The sequence below is a fragment of the Persicitalea jodogahamensis genome, from assembly GCF_014651615.1.
Classification (GTDB): domain Bacteria; phylum Bacteroidota; class Bacteroidia; order Cytophagales; family Spirosomataceae; genus Persicitalea; species Persicitalea jodogahamensis.
The window spans coordinates 2127338-2145801 of sequence record NZ_BMXF01000001.1 but is presented as its reverse complement, the minus strand read 5'-3'; the positions used below and the strand labels follow the sequence as shown (position 1 = coordinate 2145801).

Below are 18464 nucleotides of genomic sequence, written 5' to 3'. Positions count from 1 at the left end.
GCCCAAAAAATACCTTTTTGATTCCGGCACTCTAACAGGCCCATGCCCGCCCTATATCGAATTGGCAATTGCCAATTGCCAAAATGGAATATATGCAGGGGGCTGTCAGGCGGCCGATGCGATCCTCAATTTACCACGGCCTGAGCTGGTTATGGGCACGATGCGTGCGAATTTCTTGAACACGATGTAATCGAAAGCATCTGACAAGTGCGTTGCGTATTGCTGATCCAGTTTCTCGTCCAGTTCGCTTCGCTTGTCCTTCTCGAATGAGTCGCCAATGATCGGAGCATGTTGGAGACTAATGAGTAGCGACTTGCACTCTAACTCATTGATACGGATACGAGGAATGGAAGGCTTTGATTCAGCAAGGATAGTGTTGACAACACGATACCTGATCTTATAAGGAGGATAGGAATTTTGTACGCAGTCTTTCACGACCCATCCGTTTTTACGTAGTACCGCTACGAGTTGTTGGTAGTGGGTTTTGGCCCTACCTGGGTCACCCTTCTTGCCACTGCTATCTCCATAGAGGAACAGGACTTTCTTCCGGTGGTCCTTATACTTATCACAGAATTGCCGCGCCATTTCTTCCACGAGCGTGGTGTCGGCCCGCTTCACGAACAGGTTGTCCAGAAACCTCAATTCTCCCGGAAACTCCTGAGCAATGAGCATACACGTAAACCTCGCATTGAAGTCGCAGCTTACCTCAATGGGTTTGGTGGGGTCGTAGTCGATGCGCTTGTGTACGTACAGCCGCTTCTCGTCATCGAACTGGTAGTCATACATCTGACTATACGTGTGCCGGTTGGTGCTGAGCGCTGCGTAATACGCATTGCTCAGCCTGACCACGCGCCGGTTCAGGATCTCAACCTCAAAGGTCAGCTCATCCGCGCAGCTCTCACGTTCGGTTTCGATGAAGTTCCCTGGCAAGTTGTCCAGGTTGTCATAGGCCGTGGCTTCCTGGAAGTAGTACCGCGCGGGGTCCTTTTTCATGAGTTCCTCCGTGCGGTAGATCCACTGCTGCTCGGGCGTCCAGGCGGCTGATGTGAAGTCCGCGATCAACCAGTGCAGCGGATGGTTGAAGCCCTTCCGGTTAGGCCGCGGATCGGAATACAGGTACTTGTTCGCCCGTACGGTTTTCCGAAGCACCGTATTATAGAACTCCTCTTTCAGCTTGAAAGACTCATCCATAAGTAGTACGTCCAAATTCAGGCCCCGTGCCGTATCGGGACGGTCGGCCGACAGGAAGACGATCGTACATCCGTTTTTGAAACAGATGCAGTTTTCGTAGGTGTTGATGCCCTCGTGCGGTTTCCACCATTCCTCGGGCGGGCGGCGGTTGATGGTGTAGTGTCCCCAGGGCCGCGACTTCGGGTCATACTCGTACAGCCCGTACTCTTCCAGCACCTTCCGGCTCTGCGATAGCACCACATCCTGCACGTGCCGGAACGTCATCGACGCCAACCCTACCTTCGAGCGGGGCAAGGCGAACGCCACTTCGGCCAGCAGCCGCATGAGCGTATTCGTCTTGCCCGAGCCACGTCCCCCGTTAAACGTCGCCCGGAATCCCGTCTGGTACTTCTTGCCGTCCTTTCCTTCAAAGTCGGCCTGATTCTCCATCAAAGCCCAAAGGAATTGCCCTTGGGCGCGGTTGACCTGCAACCGCACCTCCCTACCCGACGCTATACGTGCCATCTTCTACGTCGTTTGGGGGTTGAGAATCGGGCGCGGCCATGTTGACCGACCCGTTGAACACGTATACCCGCGTACCCGCTGGCATGGCCACATCCGGTGGCACGGCCGTTTCTGCCTTGTCGATCTGTTGCAGATCCCGCAGCTCCTTCACCGCTTTCAGGATCAGGGCGCCATCCTTATCCCGCACGGCGATTTGCAAAGCCACGTAAGCCGACTCCACCAGGATCTTGGCTGCCCCGCGTTTGTCCAGCTCGTAGGCATCGCCCCACAGCTCGTAGCTATCCCGCAGGATCTGGTACGCGTGGGTTTTCTCATGGCCGTATTCGGTGTGCAGCATCTCCACCACCTTTTGCGGGCTGAACATCTTGGTGGCCCACGACCAGGCCTTTTTCATTTTCTCAAAGTACTCCTGGTCGCGGTTGTTCAGTTCCGCATGCACCACCAGGTGATCTTTGAACTTATCCATCCGGTGGTTGCCCTTTTCGGGCTTGAAATCCCCCAGCGGGGCCAAATCCATCTCACTCATAGCGCCTAAAAACATAAAGTCACGCCGCAAGATGCAGCGTGACTTTGGCAGAGAGTAGGACGATTCTGTATATTGCCGGAAACTAAATTTCTAAACAAATGGCACTTAGTTCATCCTCCTTATTCCATTTCACAAAAGGTTTACTTCATAAAAACATTTCTCCCTTCGAGGGCTTGAAGGGCATTATTCGCGATGGATTCAATGTCTCAATTTGCGAAGAAACAATTTATTCAGAATTAAGAGAAGGAGAACCATACGAGTATTCTTATGCAATCCCAATGGTATGTTTTTGTGACATACCATTGGCCTTAATTAAAGATCATGCAGAAAAATATACTAATCCCGACTATGGTGTCTATGGGATTGGACTAAGGAGGGAATGGGGCAAAGCCAATGATTTGAGTCCTATAATTTATTCTACTGAACATTCTTTGATTGGATGGTATCTTGAACTAGCAGGGTATCCATACAATCTTATTTCCGACATGGTAGAGCAATTGAAACTACTCTCAGATATAGCAGCCCCCATAAATGTTGATGGCAAAGTGTTTAACAAAGAGTTTGTTGATTTCTTGATCAAGGATGGGAATGACACATTGAAAATTTTAAATGCTGGTATTGAAAAAAAGGTAGCGGGCACAATCTTGTCTGGGACTACCCCAAAGATCCGTCTATTTAGAAAGCCTCATACAGGAAAATATTTTATCCGTGGACAAGAGTACCCAAATTATAATTTTTACAATGAACGGGAGTGGAGATATATACCGAAAGAATTGAAGACTATCCCCCATTATTCAAGACCCGATAAAGAAATTGATCAATTATTGGATAATAACCCTTTTTTAGATTCTGACAAACTATATGCAGAAGCGAAAGAATATTATAATAATACTAGGTTCAGTCAAGCCCAATCTTACGATAACATAACATTTAGCCCAGAAGACGTGTCTTTTATCATAGTCAAAGATCAAAATGATGTCGAAGAGCTCATTGAGGAAATTCTAACTACAGATAAAATATCGTTTGGAGGGAAAGACTTACAAGACAATAGCCAAGATATAGAAAAACAAAAGTATTCCTTGATTTCAAAAATCCTATCCTACGAGCAAATTAAAGAAGATATTTTCTCCCATTAAAAAAAAGAGCCCCAAACGGGACTCTCTCCATTTCAAAACAAACTCATCCCACTCGGATCATTTATAGCCTTCTTCGCCCGCTCCCGAAACTCATCCTCTCGCTCAGCCGGCGCGTGATTCTCCAACTGAGTCCCTTCCCGGAAGAAATGCCCCCAGCCACGCTTAAGCTGACGACCACGCTCATTGTGCTTGTCGTACGCAAAGTCCGGTACCTCCAATTTCCGGAATGAGTGAGTGAGCCAGGCCCACAGCAGCGCCCAGTCTACCAGGCGACTCTTCCGCGCCCGGCAGAGCATCAGCACCGCATGAGTGAGGAACAGCCGTTGCGGTTCGTTCTTATCGTCTTTCTTCTTAGCCTGTTCCTTGAACAAGCAATACAGCGCCCAGATCTCCGACGAGATCATCGGCTCCGCCAGTCCCACATCCTCACTTGACATGATCCGCAGGCGCTTCCACACGTATTCCCCGTAGCCGGAGGAGTACAGTTCCACCGCCCAAAACAGCGCTTCATCCTCCATTCCCCTGCGGATGCACTTTTGCAGGGCCGAGCTGCACACGAAGAAATCGTAGCCGCCCACCGTCGTTATATCGTATTTACCCATTAGATTTTCCTGATTGAGATTACACCATTCATTACTACCACTTCCACCTGGTCGCCCTGGGCGAAGCCCGCGTCCTCCATCCAGACACCCGCCAGTTGCAGCGCCGGTACCAGGCGTACCTCCCGCCACACGTTTTGCCGGGGTTGGTAGCCTATTGTTCTTGTCCTTACTTTCTGTACATTTGCCATCGCTTAGAATTAGTTAACTGTTAAAGGTTGATTGATCTGAACCCGGCCCGCCAGCCGGGTTTTTTCTTTGTCAGAACAGCGAAGTCTGATCGTCTTTCCTGAACAGAGGAAGGTCGCTGTATCCCTTCTTCTGCTCCCGTCGCACCCCGCCAAGGGCGTTGGGCTGTTCTACCATCAGTTCCCGGAGCGCCTTCTGCTCTATGGGTGTCAGCTTATTGAAATCGCGCTTCTTCATCGCTTAGCCAGTTTTTTGAGTAGTTGAAATTCATCGACCTTTCCCTTGGAAATGGACCAGGACAACCGCAGCGACATCGAGAAACTGACCACGCCATGCCTGAACAATCCCCAGGCTTTTTGCATGATGATCCGCAGCCGCGACCGCCATTTTTCATTTTGCTTTTTCATGATTTGCTTAGAATTAAAGTGACTGATTATGTGATCCTTAACTGATATAAAGATCTTCATACAGAACGGATTAACAACTCCGCCAACCTTTTATTTTTCAGTATTTTATAAAAAAAACGACCCGGATTTATCGGGTCGTTTTATGTTCAAAACAGCGACAATTGGCCAACCTTCGGCTTCACTTCTATCGGTGGCGGCACTACCACTTTCGGCTCCGCTTTACGATCTGCCGCCTCTCGCACCAGCGACTGCATCACCTGCCAGGCCACACTCTGCTCTTTCGTGATTGGCAAAAGGTGTGGTATGGGCGGCCCGCCCGTTGCATGAAGCGGATTCACCTCATACCCAAACCGCCAGTCATCCGTCCTGAGCGAGTCCTGACAGCACACCTGCCCCTGGCAACCGTGCATCGCCATGTTCAGCACCGTCATCTTCGCACAAATCGGATCAAGATCCTCCCCGCACACGTAATTACCCGGATGGTAAGCATTGAACGAAAGCAGCGTTCGCCCGCTCCCCACTGCCGGATCATTGATCCGCTTGCCACGCATCGGCTGGGCAGGATCGGTGTTGATCTGGGTCATCAGGTCACACACGTCGGGCGGGGTAAAGAACTGCCCCAGCCACTGCCGTTTGCTGCTGCTGGCCAGGTACTCATACACCGTCCCCAGGGCATCGAACCACGAACGTCCGTCATCCGCTATTTCCTTATCCATCACTTCCATCCAGGCCCGTAGCAGGTTGCCCAGCTGCACGTAGTCCGCTTTGTACTTGGCCAGCATCCGTTCGGCCATCTCCCGATCACCGTGGACCAGGAAGCACCCCACCGAGTAGTCGATCCAGTCCCGGAACACGTCCGCGGGGTCGTAACGATATTGGCCCATATCACGCAATATCTTTATCATCGGCCCCACCGATCGCGGGGCGTCCATCATATATCCCATAAAGTTTTTGATTGAGGTACAACAAAAAAGGCCCCGAACAATCGGGGCCTTTTTTCTCAGAATGGCAGATCGTCGTCGTTATCTGCTGCGGTCACCATCCCGCACATTTTCAACAGGTGTTCCGCGTAGTAGTCTTTGATGCGGAAGGTAGTCACCTCCTTGAACCGCTCCTCCAAGCGCTTCACCAGGCTCCACACCGGATTCACGTACCCGCCTGGCCGATGCGCCTTGATGAAGTCGATCGCATCCTCAAACGTAACATCCGTGTTCAGCAGCTCCATGCTGTTGATCTCCGCCAGCTGACCATCCAGCGCAGCTGCTTCCTTGCTCCACCAGCGGCGGCTGACGTCGGCGGCATGGTTGGGGTCGCCGTAGTGGTTGAAGTCTTCCTTCCTGACGCCCGTCAGCCATTCGTTCAGGATGCTCTCCTTACTGACCCAACTCTCAGCGTCCGCCTTGACTTGCTTCCAGAGCCGCACCAGCTCGCAGGGGTTCACGCTTTGCTCCGCCAGGTAAGTATCCACTTCGCTTTCCGGCATACCCTCCGGCAGCTCCGTAGGCAGGTTGCCCAGGTGAGCCACCGTATACACCTCCAACTTGGCGCACACCAGCGCATCCAGCTTATTGATGTGCATCCGCTGACCTACCTCAGTCGCCCATTTGATGTAATCCTGTTCCCCCTTGCCAGTGGCCTCGATGAACCGCGCCATATTGCTGGGCTTCTTCACACCCGCCACCACCGGAGCCGCCACAGCCTGGGGTTTGGTTGCTACTTTGTTCGACTTCCGAACTTTCGTTTTTGCCGCTACCGGCGCTGCACTCATGCTTACATTTTCCATTTGCTTAGAATTAAAAAGTGACTGATTATGTGATTGTTAACTGATATAAAGATCTTCATACAGAACGGATTAACAACTCCGCCAATCGTTATTTTTCTGGAAAATGAAAGTTTTTTTTGGAGATTAAGAACAAAAAAAGCCACTCTCGAGAGTGGCTTGGCATGGAGGATGGTAGGAGAAGGAAGTGTAACGGTAAATGTAAAGGCTCACAAAAAAAGCCCCCAACTAGATTGTCAAGGGCTTACTACAAAAAAGTGGATACAGTTTCAATTTCTTGTCAAAAAAATTTCATTGGCAATTATTGGCAATACTGCATTATGCAGAAATGTTCCACGGAATTGGCTATACATAATCCCCCGTGTTGTTGAGTATGATGTGCTGTTCAAATACAGAGCTATTTCCTCTTTGAGACTATATTCTTTGATCACGCCTTCGAAAAAATCGTCTATACCTGTCACACTATAAGTACAGATAGTTGTCAATTTACCAAGATGTATTTTTGATTCATCAGTTAAAACACCAATTGTAGTTAGTACCGATATTAACTTCTCTTCCTTGAAGGCTTGATGTTCAATACTAATATCAAATAGAAAAGGTGTATTAGGAGGAAATTGAATTTTAGGTTGACTTAATAAAAAATCTACAATCTCGATTCCTTTAATAGTGACTGTATTTTCTGATGGGATGGAAGGACTCATGCTTCTGCTGCGGTTCTAATTGACATTAGCTGAATTGCGTAAATTTTCTCACCAACATGCTTAATTTGATTCGAATCGTAAAAATTTGCAAACATGAAGTTGCTCTGCTGTTCAGAAACCTGTCTATTAAAGCCATAGAAGACTTTCTCTTCTTCAATTTCAATATTGAGAAGGTCGATTTCCAATGCTCTCTCCAATTTGATCAAAGTATCCATTGTGAAATTATGAGTTCCTGAAAGCCACCTGGTAACCTCCGATGGACTTCCTTTTCCCAATGCCGCAATAAGATCTTTGTGCTTCCATCCTTTATCTTCCATTGCATCAGCAATCTTAGCTGCCATGCTCATTTTTTTATCAGCAATTTCGAACTCTTCATCAGAAATCGAGTCTAAAATGTCGTCGAGTATGGAATCGCTATTTTTTTCTAAATCATTCATAATCATCATCATTAAATTCCAAGTCGCCTTCAAAATCTGAATAACCGTTTATATAACGTAAATCACTATCTTTTAGGCGTTCTGTAATTTTTCCTGATAGCTCTCTCAGAAAATAATTTTCCTTTGTAAGTTTGTCATCCTCCTGAAAAGCCCTAATACTCTTCGGTTTATAACCACCATTGCCTAGAATAATCAGCTCTTGACCGTAACGGATGCAATAAAGTCTTAGATTGGAATCAGGGTCATCATATAGTGCGCAAACGCCATCACCAGGACTCCCTTCATTTACTTTAAAATACTGTTCCCTAGCACCATGATTTTTAGCAATAGATCTCAAACGCTTGACGATATCCTGGACCTCTTCTTTAAAATCTGTGGCGTTCTCTTTTAAAAACTTATCAAAGAGTGTTTCCTGCTCGTCACCTAAGATTACAGAATAAATTGACGCTTTGTCCCCGCTTAGCTTAGAAAGCTTTATGAGTCTACAGTTCATTTGGTGGGTGGGTAGCAAAAGTAGGCAATTTTACTTATAAGTAAAATTTTATTAAAAAATCATTTAAGCTACTTATAATCAGTTAGTTTAATAATCATGCTTTTAAAAGGGCAGCTTCACTGCCTTCTGAAAAGGATGCTTCAAGTTACTTTTACCCGTCGACTTCCGCAACTCCACCACATCGCCAAACACCTTCCTGAGTAAAAGAAAGTCCTTTTCCTCATTCTCCACGTTCCGGAACTCCGCCAAACCACCCCGATTGACAAACGTGTCCTTCTGCGACCAATAGAAGCGCGTATCCTTAAAGATCAGTCGATGGTGGTAGGCATTCAGCAGCGAAACCCAGAAATCCTCGTTGCAATGGATATCGCCGTTATACCACAGCTTCGAACCTGACAGCACGCCATGGGCGCAGCCCGTCACGTAGCCACTGAGCTGAATCGGCTGCAAACTACTAAACCGAATCGGGTTCGGCGAAATCGCGAAGCCATACAGAAAGGCCCCGGCTTTCCGGGCCGCATGAGCCGTCATCTGTACGATATCGTAAGCCACATCAGGGTCCACGATCGGCTCTTCCCCCGGCTCACCATACACCCGGCGCAGATGGTCGATGTCGTCGTCAAGCATGAAGATATCGCCCAGGTTCTTGATCATCCAATCCCGCTTCCGGGTCAGCCCGATCACCGAATCCGGATGAGTGATAATCTCAATGCCCGGATTACACTTCCGGTACTGATCTGCCTGGCGCTCTTCCACGCACAAAGCCGCACCATACACAGCGCTGGTGGTCCTTACCCTGGTCGCTCTCTTGTGTGAGGGAATTACTATCTTTACTTCTTTCATGGATAGATAAATACAAAATGGAGGGATATACCAAAATTCAAAATTTGAAGGGTTTTTATGTCAGTGACAATTCATTGAGCTGCCCACACTGCAATAATCTAATTGTCCCAATTCTATTTAATGGTATTGAGTTCGATTGGCTTTTGATGAAGAGTGCAAATACCTTACAAAATTTGATTGTTCAAGCTACTTGTCCAAACATAGATTGTAGAAGCTGTTTTTTGATAGTTTGTGAATACGCTACGACATGTCATGACATTCCTAATGTTGAAGAATATCTGTATCAGAATCCAAGTGTTTATTTTTATTTACCATTTAAAAAACAACCCGAAGAATTAACTCCATACTTACAAGTAGCTGAGCAAAGACCTTTCTATAAATCATTCCTGAAAATTTATTCTCAATCATACTCAGCGGAGAACTATAAGCTATTCGAAATAGCTGGTATGGGTTTTCGTAAAGCATTAGAATTTCTCCTGAAAGATTATGCCATATATCTGATGCCTGAGCAAGAAGAAGCGATTATCAAAGCTGCTTTAGGTAATGTTATAAATATAAATTTAAAAAACTTTCCAACACTAGTTGAATTAGCAAAAAGGGCCACTTGGCTAGGGAATGATGAAACTCATTATTTACGCAGATGGGAAGACAAAGATATTTCCGATTTGAAACGATTAATCATCCTGACAGCTCATACGATTGAACAGACAGAAATGATCAAGCAGTACCTCGATGAGATGCCTGCTCCTAAGTAGCCCTATTTCCCCAGAGCTTCAATCACCGCCTTTCCCTCCAACACGTGCGTCGTCCCTACCTTGCTTGACTTATAGCACTGGCTCGTATCCAGCCCCAACTTCTCCGAAAGGTGATTCAGGTCGATCTCATTCCGGCAGACGATCACGATCGCATCGTACTTCTCCGAAAACTTCGCCACGATCGGTAACTCAGGTTGCTCTGTGGCCACGTCAGCCTTCGCCCCCGCCAGGTCCGACGATAGCTCATCGAGGCTCAGCCCGAAACTGTCCAGATCCACGTACTCCTCAAACTCCGCCTTCAGCATGTCCATATCGAACTCACCGGCGTGGCTGTTCTCAATCATCATCACCTCCCGCAGTTCCTGCTCGGTCAGCTTACGCACGGCGGTACGGACGTCGATTTCGTAATCCCCCAGGCCATTACTGGCCAACATCTCACAACGCTGATTGCCGCTTAGCAAAGTACTATCAGCATCCCGCACCGGAATTCCGATCATCCCAAACTTTTGCAGCCGCTCCCAAAGTCGCTGCTTTTCAGTAGATTTGATTTTCCGGGGATTCTTAACGTGTGGCACCAGATCGGACACCTTGACCCGCTCGGTTTTGAACAATTCATTAATCATGCAATCGTATGTTTATCAAATGTAAAAACCCCTTCCTCAAAGCCCTCTGGCCCATTCTCCGCATCGTCCTCATTGGCACCGCCCTTAGCCTGCTCATTACCTGGCTAACTGACCAATGTACCCAATCACCGAAGGCTTAGGCCTTGTGAGCCTGGTAGGTCAACTGAGTTAAGGACTATGATCAGATACTCAGAGAACGTGGCGCTCCCCCACCATCTGTTCGATCTGACTCCCCACTTTGGCTAGTTCAGTCTCCCACTCCGCCTTCTTCGACGGCGACGCCTTAGGATTGCCCAGCTTGCGCGTCAGCTTCGAGCGTTTCTCCCGCAGCCGTTGCAGCTCCGTCGTCAGCACGGCCTTCTGAGCCACGTCGTCCAGCGTCCGCGCTTGTACGACGATCGACGGTTCGGATTCAGGCCGAAACACCGGCTGAGCATCGATGCCATTCCGCTCGATAAACTTCTTCTCATCCCAGATCCCCTCGATCTCATTTTGCAAGGCTACGATCCGTTCTGTCAGTTCCGGACAATCCTGATGCGCCGGTACCTTATGGAGCATATTGCTCAACTCCGCCTGTTCCTTCCTGAGCTTACTGGCTTCGGCCGTCAACTCGGCCTGCTTATCCGCAAACCGGTCACTGGATGATTTCACCACCGGAGGTTTTACTGAAACCTTCTGGCTCCTAACAGTCGACAGCTCATGGGTAGAAGTCCCCACAGGGGCCGCATTCGCCATCTTCTGCAAAGCCGCCAGCTCCACCCGAAGCGGCTCGATCTGCTCCGGCCGCGCCCGTCCGGCACTAAGCTGCATTTCAAGCAGCCTGATCGCCGATTGCGTCTGCTGGATCTTTTGCTGTGTCGTCGTCTTCGACATCATCTTCAATAAGGTGCTTGAAATCATTAATGATCGCCCGGTAGGTGAATACCTGGTGATCCAGGTCCATATCCACATCCGTCTGCTGATTTTCGTATTCGCTCAGGTACTGATCAAGTACCGTCCGTATCCAGGCTGCATCCACACGGCGTTCGTGCAGGTACGCCCGCAAATCGCGGAAACCATCGGGAGCAGGGATCATTTGGCAAGTATATAAGCCGGTGAGTCGCTGCTAACAACACGATATACCTAAAAAGGAATACACAAGTCATGCGGCACTTACACCCGCACGCTCACCGGCCATGCCTTGATTCCAGCATAGCCACTTGCGTATTCCTCCAGTAAAAAGCAATCGTATTGTTAGCGTTACAAATATAGCCAAATGCCCCTCCCACGCAATGGACGAAAAAAAAGCCTGACCAATGGCCAGGCTTTCCAGGATAATCAACCGTGCTAAATCTTAGTCCTCCGGCTCTTCCGTCCCATCGGGATCTTCATCAAAGTCATCAACTTCACTGTCATCCTGAGCGAACAGGGCCGCCTGGCGGACGAAGGACTCCACCACCGGCTTCAATCCACGCAGCTTCTCCGCCGACGATAGCTGTAATTTTTCCAAAGCTTCGGCCATCTCGGTCGCTTGCAGGTCCGCGATCTCATCCTCACTCATGCCTTCATATTTAGCATTCGCTTCCAGGTGATCGAGCTGCTTTTGCAGCCGCTGGCTGATTTCGTTTGCAAACCGCGTCGGTTCCGCTTCGGCCGGTGAGCCCTCAAAGGCTCCATCCGTTACTTCGTTCAGTACCGACATGGCACCTTTGGCGGCTGAGTTCAGCTTGCCCAGCGCCGCTTTAATTTTTGTCTTTGACATCTGCAGTATCGTTTACGGTCGTCCGCTCCATGAATCCCGCGGCTATCGGATTCTTAGCCAAGTCAGCCAGAACCTCCTGTGAAAGCGAGTTCGAAAGCACTACACCAGTTTCTTCTTGTTCCAGCGTGACCCTGCCGTCATAATCCGGCAGGACACGCCACTCTTTTTTCTTGCTCATCCGATTGGTCAGGTTAAGCCACAGGTACCGTGAAAGGCATCGCCTTCACTGCCGTAGCATCTGTGGGCAGCACCACCGAAGTGGCCAGGAAAGGCGCGTGGAAATTCAGGTCCATCGCCTTCGCCTTGAAGCTGATCGAGTTCTGATCGCCGCCTTTCGCCCCGGAGTCGTCCGACTCCTCAATTACCAGCGGGTTCCAGCTCGCCCCAAATACCCGGCGATTGCCGTTCTTGTAGTAGGCCACGATCACGCCACCCTCGTTAAAGAAAGCATCCAGGGCCAGCATCGACTCCTTCGACACCCCCGCAAACTTCGCTTCCACCTCGTGATCGTGGCTCTGGTATCCCAGAGCGCCTTTCTTCGAGGATTTGACCCGGCAGGTACCGTGGTCGAACGTGAATTCCGCCCCTACCACCGTTGCTTTCAGGGGCGGCACTACGGTCACTTCACCCGTGACGGTGTCCTCCCGTTTGGGCCAGCCAGTGCCACCGTTAAAGTCGCTTTCGGCAAAGCCCACCAAACGGGCAATTCCCCCCAGGTTGCTTGCCCCACGAGCCACGTAGCTCAGATTTTTGAATTTACCAGGCATAGTATTGAATGATAAAAAATGAATGAAAATTGGGGACGATCCGGGCTTTCGCCAGACTATCGCCCCCAAATAAAAGTCTACTTATAGAGCACGATCACCCGACCGTCCGCGTAATCCACGTTACACTCGAAGTCGATCAGGATCTTGATGTCACGATCCACCTCCTGGAACTTGATGCGGGGAATGTCCGTATCGACGTCCTGGTGCAGCCAGAAGAAGTTACCATTCGGCGACCAGATCATGTTGCTGATGCCGATCATGTACGTGCGGGGCTTGATCACCGTGTTGGGCAACAGGTTAAACACGTAGTTGTCACCTTTCTTGCTCACCACCTGCGAGCCGTTGCTCAGCGCCGAATCCAGGGCATTCACCATGAACTGGTACCAGATGGGCGGAATAAACAGCGAAGCATCTTCGTCCCGATACTCAATCAGCGTCTCCGAGCTGTAAATAAGCTCTACCATCTTTTTCAATTCGCCCAGGATGTTCGCTTCAGTGACCGAAGCCGCGGGGTTGGCCACCTTGTTACCAGCGGGAATGTCCCCTACCCCACCGTTGGCGACCGTCGTGTAGCCGGCCGTGAGTTTGAAGTCCAGACCGTCGAACAGGTTCAGACCTCCCTGCACGCCGGTAGCGCGGTTTTCCACGCCTTTGAAGATCGCCCGGTTGATCTCCTTGCCGATGCCCATCATCACGCGGTTCATCAGGTAGTTGCGTCCGGGCAGACTGTTGATATCGCGCGGATTACCTGGCTCACGCTGGCCGATGTACGACACGCGTAGTTTGTAAAGCTCTTCTTCGGTCAGCTTCAGGTCCACCTTCGCGGGCTTCAGCTTACCGATGCGCTCCTTCTGGCGGATGAACGTCGTCGAGAAATTAGTGCTGCCCGTCCGGCCCGGCTGGGTCAGGTTGTCCAGCTCATCGCGCACCAGCGAGATTTCCTCATTGATGCCCAGGCGCACAAAATCCTGCTTGGCGGCAAAGCCGTCCGCCATCTTCAGTCCGAAGATCTTGCCGTAGTCCTTACGGTCTTTCGTTAGGAATTCCGACAGCGCCGAAACGTCCACTACATTACTTGCCATTTTCTAAAAAATTAAAAGGGTGATACGATTCGGTTAAACTTATTCGGGGAGCATCCCCTTGTAGCGTTCGCTCAGGCGCTTCATTTCTTTGGCTTCGGCGTTCTCCTCGGTCTCGGGAGCTTCGTTAGTCGTGTCGGCCTTGGCACTCACGCCGCCGATCGCTTTCTGGTGAGCATCCCAGGCAGCGGCCTTAGTCTTCAAAGAAGTATTTGAAGCCTTCAAAGCCTTCACCTGGCCAGCTTCCGCTTTCAGGGCGTTGTAGTCCGCAAGCGTCAGGGTCACCGTCCCGGCTGCTGCCTTCGTTTTGGCAGCAGCAGTAGCCTTTTTTTTATGCGCTTCTTCCTGCTCCGCTTCGTCGCCATCATCGGCCTGATCATCGTCATCACCATCATCATCGACGCCTTCTTCATCGGCAGCTTCCTGCTCCTGATCGGCTTCTACGTCGGCTTTCGCAGCATCGGCACTCTTACCGAAGCCCAGGGCGCTTACCATCAACTGGCCCAAAGTCTTGCGTTGTAAATCCATCGTTATTGGTTAAAAATTTAAGGTTGCTAATTTGTCACGGCACGGGCCGCCCCGCCTGAGCGGACCGGGCTGGCGAACCAGTCGAAGGGCTAAGCCGCCAGCTCCATCACTTTCGCCACGGCATTACCCAGGTAGCCGATCTCATCCGCCATGCCGTTCTCCACGGCAGCCCTGGCGTTGAACATCCCACCCTTCGTCTCGAAGACTGCATCAGAAATGCCCGGACGATCCGCCCGTACCGACGCCTCGAAGGCGTCCCGCATCGGATTCATCTCACTTTGCACGGCTTTGATGAGTTTGGCATCGAGCGGTTCCACGGAGTTGAAAAGCGCCTTATTCTCCGAGCCTTCTGCCCGGATGATCGTCACCTTCATCCCCTGCTTTTCCAGCGCCTTCGACATATCCACGTGCATGGCCAGCACCCCGATGGAGCCAACCTCCGAAGCCGTCGCGCTTTCCATCACGATCCAGTCCGTAGCAGCCGCCACCCAGTAGGCCGCACTGGCGGCCATCCCGGTCACGTAGGCCACCACGGGCTTGGTGCATTGCCGCACCACTTCGGCCAGCAGCTCGGTACCATTCACCTCGCCACCGCCCGAGTCGATCTCCAGCACCATCCCGGCCACGTCGTCCCGGCTTTCCGCTTCCAATATCCAGTCGGCAATGTCCTCCGTCCCGTAGCTGCACATATCCCCGTAGCGGGTCATGGTGCCAATAATCGAAATGACGGGGACGTATTTGGGTTTGCTGCTGGCCGCCTGAGCAGCCCCAACCGCAGCTTTTACTCTGTCAGTCTGAGCCTTCTTGTCAGTCTGAGCGGACGGGGCAGTCCCACTGCCGAAGACCACCCTGGGTGACTTCCGGTCGCGTGCCAGCTTAGCCGCCGTCAAATCGACTTTGCCCTGAACCACAAGCGGTGCTAGTCGGTCGTGCAACCGAGGCTCAATGGCCCAGGGCCCATTAAAAAATCTGTGAAGCATTCGTCGTGCTGGATTAACCTGGTACGAACTAAGTGAAAGCGGAAGGAAGGGAGTAGGACAAAAAAAACCGGCAGCAGCCGGATTTATTATTTGAGGATTAGAAACTACAAAAGCTTTCCACGATCAACCGGGCAAATTCGCCGCCTGAATAAAAAGCCCGTTTTTCTGCTCAGTCGTAAGCTGTGCGACCTGAATCACGGCGTCCAGAAGCGGGCTATCGCGCCGGACGGTCGTTCCGCCGTAATAGGCTTCCTTTGCTACCATCTGATTATCTGGATCCAGGGAAGCGATTACGGCGTCAATAACGGGTTTTAGTCCCGCCCGTTCCACCACCACGCGCAACCGCCACGCCGCCACTTCGTCGGGTATAGGATTTAGCGCCGCCAGTTCCGCTTCATTCATCGGCCGGACCGTCCAGCCTAGTAGGTATTGTCCATTTTCGATATCAGCTACCGGATCCGCGATTTCTACCACCTCGTTTTCTTCCGGTTCGGGCGCGTCAAGTTGTATGACCGTCAGTTCGACCAGGTAATCAGGAAGCGGCCCCGGCTGTCCATCGACCAGGTAGCGCCCGTACCGCATTTCGCCGGCCAGCTTTGTTTCCGTATCAAATAGCAGCGTTCTCATACAGCGGTCAGGTTTTGGAGTTGGAGTGCCGATAGAGCCTTCGGGAAATAGGTTACTTTACGGATATAGCCATTGAAATAGTTGGTGCCCTGTAAGGGGCCAAACTTCAATTGGCTGGTCGTGCCGTGGAAGTTGTCGATACCAGTGGGGATGGCTCCACCGCCATCCACGCTGGAAAAATTGCCGTCTGAGCGATACGCTGTCGCCACCTTGCAGTACTGGCCCGAGGGCCTGGTGATCCCTAGGCCCGTCCCATACAGCCCCGCACCCATTGAACTTAGGCCGTACCCATCGGGCGAAAAGTTGGCACCAAGAATCACGTGGGTTGTCGAACTGTTGAAGGTCAACACGCGGGAGGACGACCCATTGGTTTTGGTGAATTCGCACAGAAAAGTGCCTTCGTTGGGATTGTACCAGCTTGAAAAGTTGGCCCCATTGATCTCCATGTATACATGGCCCCGCGTCACGGCGGCACCGGCTGTGGGAATGTAAGACGTTGGGAAGGTCGCACCTTTTTCCACCTGTATGCCGCCAATATCAATGTCGGCGTTGTTGGTGAAGCCTATGTCGATGAATGCCGATGCGTTGGTGCCTGAGTTGATCACCACATAGGCCCTGCGCAATCCCTCGGGGCCGTGTGGTCCGAGGTCGGTAGGACTAGCACCCGTACCAGCGCGGGCCGCTACGGTATAGATTGAGCCACTGCGTACCCGGTAGAAGTACGAAATGCAGTACTGGCTGCCGGTTTGGTCGATTCCCGTCTCCGAACTCACGCGTCGCAGGGTCCGGTAGGCCCCTCCGGTTTGTATCCGCTTCATGGTCATCTGCCCGTCCGCGAATAAACCATAGTTAGAACTCGTCTGGTCTCCCGTTCCCGGACTTGTAAAGAAATACCCATTCATTGAGGCACTACCCAGGTGCGCGTTGGTTCTTCCTTCCTCAAACAGAAGTCCTTTCAATTTCAACGTTATTGGGTCGTGGTCGAATCTCGGCACGTTGTCCCCGACAGTTTCGATAAGTCCGGCATTATTCACGCACGTAGCCACGCCCGAACGCGCAAAAGTGATGCGCGGATCAAGTGGCCCCTCCTTCGTGAAGTCGAGCCTAAGCGTGGGTTGAATGCCCCTGGCACTCTGGACGGCGGCGGTTAAGAAACTCATGCGATTTGTCTTTCACCCGTAAGATCCCATACATTGGCGGCAACGCGCTTCAGTCCCAGATAAGCATACTGCTTGGCAGATTTTAGCGTCTCACTGCTGTTGATCGTCACGCCCGCGCCCGGCACGATCGTCACCTGGCCGGCCCCGGCCTGCACCAGCACGATCTCGGTATGGTCGGCCCAGGCCACCGAACTGGCCGGCGGTACGGTGATGCTCACGGCTCCGGCGAAGGTGCAGCGGATCTCACGCCCGGCATCGGTTAGCGCCAGCACCCGCGCCGCTGTTGTCTCGGTGATGATTGGGAACCAACCCGCCGCCAGGGCAGCGGCCAGGGCCGCATCGATCAGCACCTTGGTCTGCCCGATCTGGGTCTGCCGAGTCTCCACATCCTGGCGGGCGTTGCTGACCGTCACCGTATTCTGCGCTACCTGGTCCCGTTTGGTCTCCACCATGCTCAGCATCTGCGAAACCGCAATGGTATCCTGGCTGACAAGAGACTGCCGGTCTTCCATGTCCTGGCGGGCGTCGCTGACCGTCACCGTGTTCTGAGCCACTTCTTGCCGCTTGGTCTCCACCATGCTCAGCATCTGCGAAACCGCCAGCGTGTCCAGGCTGATTAGCCCTTGCCGGTTTTCCACGTCCTGGCGGGCGTCGCTGACCGTCACCGTGTTCTGAGCCACTTCTTCCCGTTTGGTCTCCACCATGCCCAGCATCTGCGAAACCGCCAGCGTGTTGGTGTCCACCTCCTGGGCCTTGGCCAGCACGTCGGCGAAATAGGCCGGGATAGTCTCAGTCGTACCGTCCGTATAGGTGTAGATCAGGTCGGCATCATTACCCTGCTCCACGCTCACCAGGCCACGCCCGGCGAAATCCGTAGCGTCCGCAATGTCTTCCACCAGCCCAGCCGCTCCCAGGTAGCCCGCTGCCGGCTTGGGTTCTTGCCCGCCCGTCCAATCGGAAACCCGTACGAGCTTGCGCGCACCATCGGTCACCGGCAACAGGACGGGCGTCCAGCCCTTCGGACCGCGCGGCCCCTTGCCCAATACTTCTATTTGCTCTGCCATTGGCCTATCTGCTAACGTCTTGGATTACTTCGAACTTTCCTTCCCGGATGGTGGTCGTGTCGCCTTCGCCATCTGTAACTTCCACATCATACACGTAGGAGCCTGGAACCAATGATTTAGTGGCTCCTGCGGATTTAGAAAACAGGATGTCCCGCCCGTCAATGTAAACATCAGGCTCGAAGGCTACCCGAAAGTCTGAGCCATATTTGCGCACTTGCATCTTTGCCTGGGCGATAGGCAGGATGAAGTCGCCGATCACTTCCAAGTTCTCCTCGAAGGTGTCGCCCCGCCGCACCCGCAGGTCTTTTCTAAGATTTTTGCTTTGGTATACCAT

Annotated in this window: 28 protein-coding genes; 3 read left to right on the top strand and 25 right to left on the bottom strand. The window is 51.6% G+C overall.

Annotation, left to right across the window (positions count from 1 at the left end; translation table 11 throughout):
• Nucleotides 1-105: 105 nt before the first annotated feature.
• Together IE117_RS08890 and IE117_RS08885 are read right to left on the bottom strand one after the other, a co-directional pair.
• A complete protein-coding gene (locus IE117_RS08890; RefSeq protein ID WP_189563931.1) occupies nucleotides 106-1695 on the bottom strand; it encodes a terminase large subunit domain-containing protein in 1590 nt (529 codons plus the stop codon).
• Nucleotides 1673-2221 (bottom strand): hypothetical protein, encoded by a 549-nt coding sequence (locus IE117_RS08885; RefSeq protein WP_229580566.1) that lies wholly within the window; start codon nucleotides 2219-2221, stop codon nucleotides 1673-1675. The genes IE117_RS08890 and IE117_RS08885 overlap by 23 nt, the downstream gene beginning before the upstream one ends.
• Nucleotides 2222-2319: 98 nt before the next feature.
• On the opposite strand from IE117_RS08885, the gene IE117_RS08880 reads away from it, so the two are divergent.
• Nucleotides 2320-3357 (top strand): abortive infection system antitoxin AbiGi family protein, encoded by a 1038-nt coding sequence (locus tag IE117_RS08880; RefSeq protein WP_189563929.1) that lies wholly within the window; start codon nucleotides 2320-2322, stop codon nucleotides 3355-3357.
• Nucleotides 3358-3389: 32 nt separating this feature from the next.
• Here the strand turns inward: IE117_RS08880 and IE117_RS08875 are convergent, their stop codons facing one another.
• The 10 genes from IE117_RS08875 to IE117_RS08830 form a co-directional block, all read right to left on the bottom strand.
• Nucleotides 3390-3959: an AAA family ATPase gene (locus IE117_RS08875; protein ID WP_189563928.1), complete on the bottom strand. Its 570-nt coding sequence runs from the start codon at nucleotides 3957-3959 to the stop codon at nucleotides 3390-3392.
• Entirely contained in the window at nucleotides 3959-4147 is a 189-nt protein-coding gene (locus IE117_RS08870) for a SymE family type I addiction module toxin (RefSeq protein ID WP_189563927.1), read from the bottom strand. Before IE117_RS08870 ends, IE117_RS08875 begins: the two co-directional genes overlap by 1 nt.
• Before the next feature lie 70 nt (nucleotides 4148-4217).
• Nucleotides 4218-4382 carry a hypothetical protein gene (locus tag IE117_RS08865; protein ID WP_189563926.1) on the bottom strand — a complete coding sequence of 55 codons (165 nt, stop codon included), beginning with the start codon at nucleotides 4380-4382 and terminating at the stop codon, nucleotides 4218-4220.
• The gene (locus tag IE117_RS08860) at nucleotides 4379-4552 is read right to left on the bottom strand and encodes a hypothetical protein (RefSeq protein WP_189563925.1); all 174 of its coding nucleotides are present in this window, start codon (nucleotides 4550-4552) and stop codon (nucleotides 4379-4381) included. Before IE117_RS08860 ends, IE117_RS08865 begins: the two co-directional genes overlap by 4 nt.
• A 146-nt stretch (nucleotides 4553-4698) precedes the next feature.
• Nucleotides 4699-5487, bottom strand: coding sequence for an N-6 DNA methylase (locus tag IE117_RS08855; protein WP_229580563.1), 789 nt, complete (start codon nucleotides 5485-5487; stop codon nucleotides 4699-4701).
• 65 nt (nucleotides 5488-5552) lie between these two features.
• Nucleotides 5553-6335 (bottom strand): hypothetical protein, encoded by a 783-nt coding sequence (locus IE117_RS08850; RefSeq protein WP_229580550.1) that lies wholly within the window; start codon nucleotides 6333-6335, stop codon nucleotides 5553-5555.
• Between the two features lie 266 nt (nucleotides 6336-6601).
• Complete coding sequence (locus IE117_RS08845) at nucleotides 6602-7033, bottom strand: hypothetical protein (RefSeq protein WP_189563923.1); 432 nt, start codon at nucleotides 7031-7033, stop codon at nucleotides 6602-6604.
• A complete protein-coding gene (locus tag IE117_RS08840; protein WP_189563922.1) occupies nucleotides 7030-7470 on the bottom strand; it encodes a helix-turn-helix domain-containing protein in 441 nt (146 codons plus the stop codon). The genes IE117_RS08845 and IE117_RS08840 overlap by 4 nt, the downstream gene beginning before the upstream one ends.
• Nucleotides 7463-7963 carry a hypothetical protein gene (locus IE117_RS08835; RefSeq protein ID WP_189563921.1) on the bottom strand — a complete coding sequence of 167 codons (501 nt, stop codon included), beginning with the start codon at nucleotides 7961-7963 and terminating at the stop codon, nucleotides 7463-7465. The genes IE117_RS08840 and IE117_RS08835 overlap by 8 nt, the downstream gene beginning before the upstream one ends.
• 102 nt (nucleotides 7964-8065) lie before the next feature.
• Nucleotides 8066-8806: a GREB1-related protein gene (locus tag IE117_RS08830; protein ID WP_189563920.1), complete on the bottom strand. Its 741-nt coding sequence runs from the start codon at nucleotides 8804-8806 to the stop codon at nucleotides 8066-8068.
• A 17-nt stretch (nucleotides 8807-8823) separates the two neighbouring features.
• Between IE117_RS08830 and IE117_RS08825 the strand changes: the two genes are divergently transcribed.
• Nucleotides 8824-9561 carry a DUF4145 domain-containing protein gene (locus IE117_RS08825; RefSeq protein WP_189563919.1) on the top strand — a complete coding sequence of 246 codons (738 nt, stop codon included), beginning with the start codon at nucleotides 8824-8826 and terminating at the stop codon, nucleotides 9559-9561.
• A gap of 2 nt (nucleotides 9562-9563) precedes the next feature.
• Here IE117_RS08825 and IE117_RS08820 read toward each other — a convergent pair whose 3' ends face one another.
• A complete protein-coding gene (locus IE117_RS08820) occupies nucleotides 9564-10184 on the bottom strand; it encodes a ParB/RepB/Spo0J family partition protein (protein ID WP_189563918.1) in 621 nt (206 codons plus the stop codon).
• A gap of 8 nt (nucleotides 10185-10192) precedes the next feature.
• Here IE117_RS08820 and IE117_RS26405 point away from each other — a divergent pair, with 8 nt between their 5' ends.
• On the top strand, nucleotides 10193-10324 hold the full coding sequence (locus IE117_RS26405) for a hypothetical protein (RefSeq protein WP_262893093.1): 132 nt from the start codon (nucleotides 10193-10195) through the stop codon (nucleotides 10322-10324).
• Between the two features lie 49 nt (nucleotides 10325-10373).
• On the opposite strand, the gene IE117_RS08815 is transcribed toward IE117_RS26405, so the two are convergent.
• The 12 genes from IE117_RS08815 to IE117_RS08760 all read right to left on the bottom strand — a co-directional run bounded on the left by IE117_RS08815 (nucleotide 10374) and on the right by IE117_RS08760 (nucleotide 18464).
• Nucleotides 10374-11057 carry a hypothetical protein gene (locus tag IE117_RS08815; protein WP_229580547.1) on the bottom strand — a complete coding sequence of 228 codons (684 nt, stop codon included), beginning with the start codon at nucleotides 11055-11057 and terminating at the stop codon, nucleotides 10374-10376.
• Nucleotides 10996-11259, bottom strand: coding sequence for a hypothetical protein (locus IE117_RS08810; protein ID WP_189563916.1), 264 nt, complete (start codon nucleotides 11257-11259; stop codon nucleotides 10996-10998). The genes IE117_RS08815 and IE117_RS08810 overlap by 62 nt, the downstream gene beginning before the upstream one ends.
• Nucleotides 11260-11517: 258 nt before the next feature.
• Nucleotides 11518-11925 carry a hypothetical protein gene (locus tag IE117_RS08805; RefSeq protein WP_189563915.1) on the bottom strand — a complete coding sequence of 136 codons (408 nt, stop codon included), beginning with the start codon at nucleotides 11923-11925 and terminating at the stop codon, nucleotides 11518-11520.
• A complete protein-coding gene (locus IE117_RS08800; RefSeq protein WP_189563914.1) occupies nucleotides 11906-12103 on the bottom strand; it encodes a hypothetical protein in 198 nt (65 codons plus the stop codon). Before IE117_RS08800 ends, IE117_RS08805 begins: the two co-directional genes overlap by 20 nt.
• Before the next feature lie 13 nt (nucleotides 12104-12116).
• Nucleotides 12117-12692, bottom strand: a complete 576-nt coding sequence (locus tag IE117_RS08795) for a hypothetical protein (protein WP_189563913.1) — start codon at nucleotides 12690-12692, stop codon at nucleotides 12117-12119.
• A 77-nt stretch (nucleotides 12693-12769) separates the two neighbouring features.
• Nucleotides 12770-13774 carry a hypothetical protein gene (locus IE117_RS08790; RefSeq protein WP_189563912.1) on the bottom strand — a complete coding sequence of 335 codons (1005 nt, stop codon included), beginning with the start codon at nucleotides 13772-13774 and terminating at the stop codon, nucleotides 12770-12772.
• Nucleotides 13775-13813: 39 nt separating this feature from the next.
• Nucleotides 13814-14299 (bottom strand): hypothetical protein, encoded by a 486-nt coding sequence (locus tag IE117_RS08785; RefSeq protein WP_189563911.1) that lies wholly within the window; start codon nucleotides 14297-14299, stop codon nucleotides 13814-13816.
• Nucleotides 14300-14388: 89 nt separating this feature from the next.
• Nucleotides 14389-15279, bottom strand: a complete 891-nt coding sequence (locus IE117_RS08780; protein WP_189563910.1) for a S49 family peptidase — start codon at nucleotides 15277-15279, stop codon at nucleotides 14389-14391.
• Nucleotides 15280-15402: 123 nt separating this feature from the next.
• Complete coding sequence (locus IE117_RS08775) at nucleotides 15403-15906, bottom strand: hypothetical protein (protein WP_189563909.1); 504 nt, start codon at nucleotides 15904-15906, stop codon at nucleotides 15403-15405.
• On the bottom strand, nucleotides 15903-17066 hold the full coding sequence (locus IE117_RS08770) for a phage head spike fiber domain-containing protein (protein WP_189563908.1): 1164 nt from the start codon (nucleotides 17064-17066) through the stop codon (nucleotides 15903-15905). Before IE117_RS08770 ends, IE117_RS08775 begins: the two co-directional genes overlap by 4 nt.
• A complete protein-coding gene (locus IE117_RS08765; protein ID WP_189563907.1) occupies nucleotides 17063-18130 on the bottom strand; it encodes a hypothetical protein in 1068 nt (355 codons plus the stop codon). Before IE117_RS08765 ends, IE117_RS08770 begins: the two co-directional genes overlap by 4 nt.
• A gap of 4 nt (nucleotides 18131-18134) precedes the next feature.
• On the bottom strand, nucleotides 18135-18464 hold the full coding sequence (locus IE117_RS08760; RefSeq protein ID WP_189563906.1) for a hypothetical protein: 330 nt from the start codon (nucleotides 18462-18464) through the stop codon (nucleotides 18135-18137).

What these genes read in the sequence shown, in the direction of transcription:
- IE117_RS08890 (WP_189563931.1), bottom strand. Translation starts at nt 1,695, where the DNA reads ATGGCACGTATAGCGTCGGGTAGGGAGGTGCGGTTGCAGGTCAACCGC.
- IE117_RS08885 (WP_229580566.1), bottom strand. Translation starts at nt 2,221, where the DNA reads ATGAGTGAGATGGATTTGGCCCCGCTGGGGGATTTCAAGCCCGAAAAG.
- IE117_RS08880 (WP_189563929.1), top strand. Translation starts at nt 2,320, where the DNA reads ATGGCACTTAGTTCATCCTCCTTATTCCATTTCACAAAAGGTTTACTT.
- IE117_RS08875 (WP_189563928.1), bottom strand. Translation starts at nt 3,959, where the DNA reads ATGGGTAAATACGATATAACGACGGTGGGCGGCTACGATTTCTTCGTG.
- IE117_RS08870 (WP_189563927.1), bottom strand. Translation starts at nt 4,147, where the DNA reads ATGGCAAATGTACAGAAAGTAAGGACAAGAACAATAGGCTACCAACCC.
- IE117_RS08865 (WP_189563926.1), bottom strand. Translation starts at nt 4,382, where the DNA reads ATGAAGAAGCGCGATTTCAATAAGCTGACACCCATAGAGCAGAAGGCG.
- IE117_RS08860 (WP_189563925.1), bottom strand. Translation starts at nt 4,552, where the DNA reads ATGAAAAAGCAAAATGAAAAATGGCGGTCGCGGCTGCGGATCATCATG.
- IE117_RS08855 (WP_229580563.1), bottom strand. Translation starts at nt 5,487, where the DNA reads ATGATGGACGCCCCGCGATCGGTGGGGCCGATGATAAAGATATTGCGT.
- IE117_RS08850 (WP_229580550.1), bottom strand. Translation starts at nt 6,335, where the DNA reads ATGGAAAATGTAAGCATGAGTGCAGCGCCGGTAGCGGCAAAAACGAAA.
- IE117_RS08845 (WP_189563923.1), bottom strand. Translation starts at nt 7,033, where the DNA reads ATGAGTCCTTCCATCCCATCAGAAAATACAGTCACTATTAAAGGAATC.
- IE117_RS08840 (WP_189563922.1), bottom strand. Translation starts at nt 7,470, where the DNA reads ATGAATGATTTAGAAAAAAATAGCGATTCCATACTCGACGACATTTTA.
- IE117_RS08835 (WP_189563921.1), bottom strand. Translation starts at nt 7,963, where the DNA reads ATGAACTGTAGACTCATAAAGCTTTCTAAGCTAAGCGGGGACAAAGCG.
- IE117_RS08830 (WP_189563920.1), bottom strand. Translation starts at nt 8,806, where the DNA reads ATGAAAGAAGTAAAGATAGTAATTCCCTCACACAAGAGAGCGACCAGG.
- IE117_RS08825 (WP_189563919.1), top strand. Translation starts at nt 8,824, where the DNA reads ATGGAGGGATATACCAAAATTCAAAATTTGAAGGGTTTTTATGTCAGT.
- IE117_RS08820 (WP_189563918.1), bottom strand. Translation starts at nt 10,184, where the DNA reads ATGATTAATGAATTGTTCAAAACCGAGCGGGTCAAGGTGTCCGATCTG.
- IE117_RS26405 (WP_262893093.1), top strand. Translation starts at nt 10,193, where the DNA reads ATGTTTATCAAATGTAAAAACCCCTTCCTCAAAGCCCTCTGGCCCATT.
- IE117_RS08815 (WP_229580547.1), bottom strand. Translation starts at nt 11,057, where the DNA reads ATGTCGAAGACGACGACACAGCAAAAGATCCAGCAGACGCAATCGGCG.
- IE117_RS08810 (WP_189563916.1), bottom strand. Translation starts at nt 11,259, where the DNA reads ATGATCCCTGCTCCCGATGGTTTCCGCGATTTGCGGGCGTACCTGCAC.
- IE117_RS08805 (WP_189563915.1), bottom strand. Translation starts at nt 11,925, where the DNA reads ATGTCAAAGACAAAAATTAAAGCGGCGCTGGGCAAGCTGAACTCAGCC.
- IE117_RS08800 (WP_189563914.1), bottom strand. Translation starts at nt 12,103, where the DNA reads ATGAGCAAGAAAAAAGAGTGGCGTGTCCTGCCGGATTATGACGGCAGG.
- IE117_RS08795 (WP_189563913.1), bottom strand. Translation starts at nt 12,692, where the DNA reads ATGCCTGGTAAATTCAAAAATCTGAGCTACGTGGCTCGTGGGGCAAGC.
- IE117_RS08790 (WP_189563912.1), bottom strand. Translation starts at nt 13,774, where the DNA reads ATGGCAAGTAATGTAGTGGACGTTTCGGCGCTGTCGGAATTCCTAACG.
- IE117_RS08785 (WP_189563911.1), bottom strand. Translation starts at nt 14,299, where the DNA reads ATGGATTTACAACGCAAGACTTTGGGCCAGTTGATGGTAAGCGCCCTG.
- IE117_RS08780 (WP_189563910.1), bottom strand. Translation starts at nt 15,279, where the DNA reads ATGCTTCACAGATTTTTTAATGGGCCCTGGGCCATTGAGCCTCGGTTG.
- IE117_RS08775 (WP_189563909.1), bottom strand. Translation starts at nt 15,906, where the DNA reads ATGAGAACGCTGCTATTTGATACGGAAACAAAGCTGGCCGGCGAAATG.
- IE117_RS08770 (WP_189563908.1), bottom strand. Translation starts at nt 17,066, where the DNA reads ATGAGTTTCTTAACCGCCGCCGTCCAGAGTGCCAGGGGCATTCAACCC.
- IE117_RS08765 (WP_189563907.1), bottom strand. Translation starts at nt 18,130, where the DNA reads ATGGCAGAGCAAATAGAAGTATTGGGCAAGGGGCCGCGCGGTCCGAAG.
- IE117_RS08760 (WP_189563906.1), bottom strand. Translation starts at nt 18,464, where the DNA reads ATGGTATACCAAAGCAAAAATCTTAGAAAAGACCTGCGGGTGCGGCGG.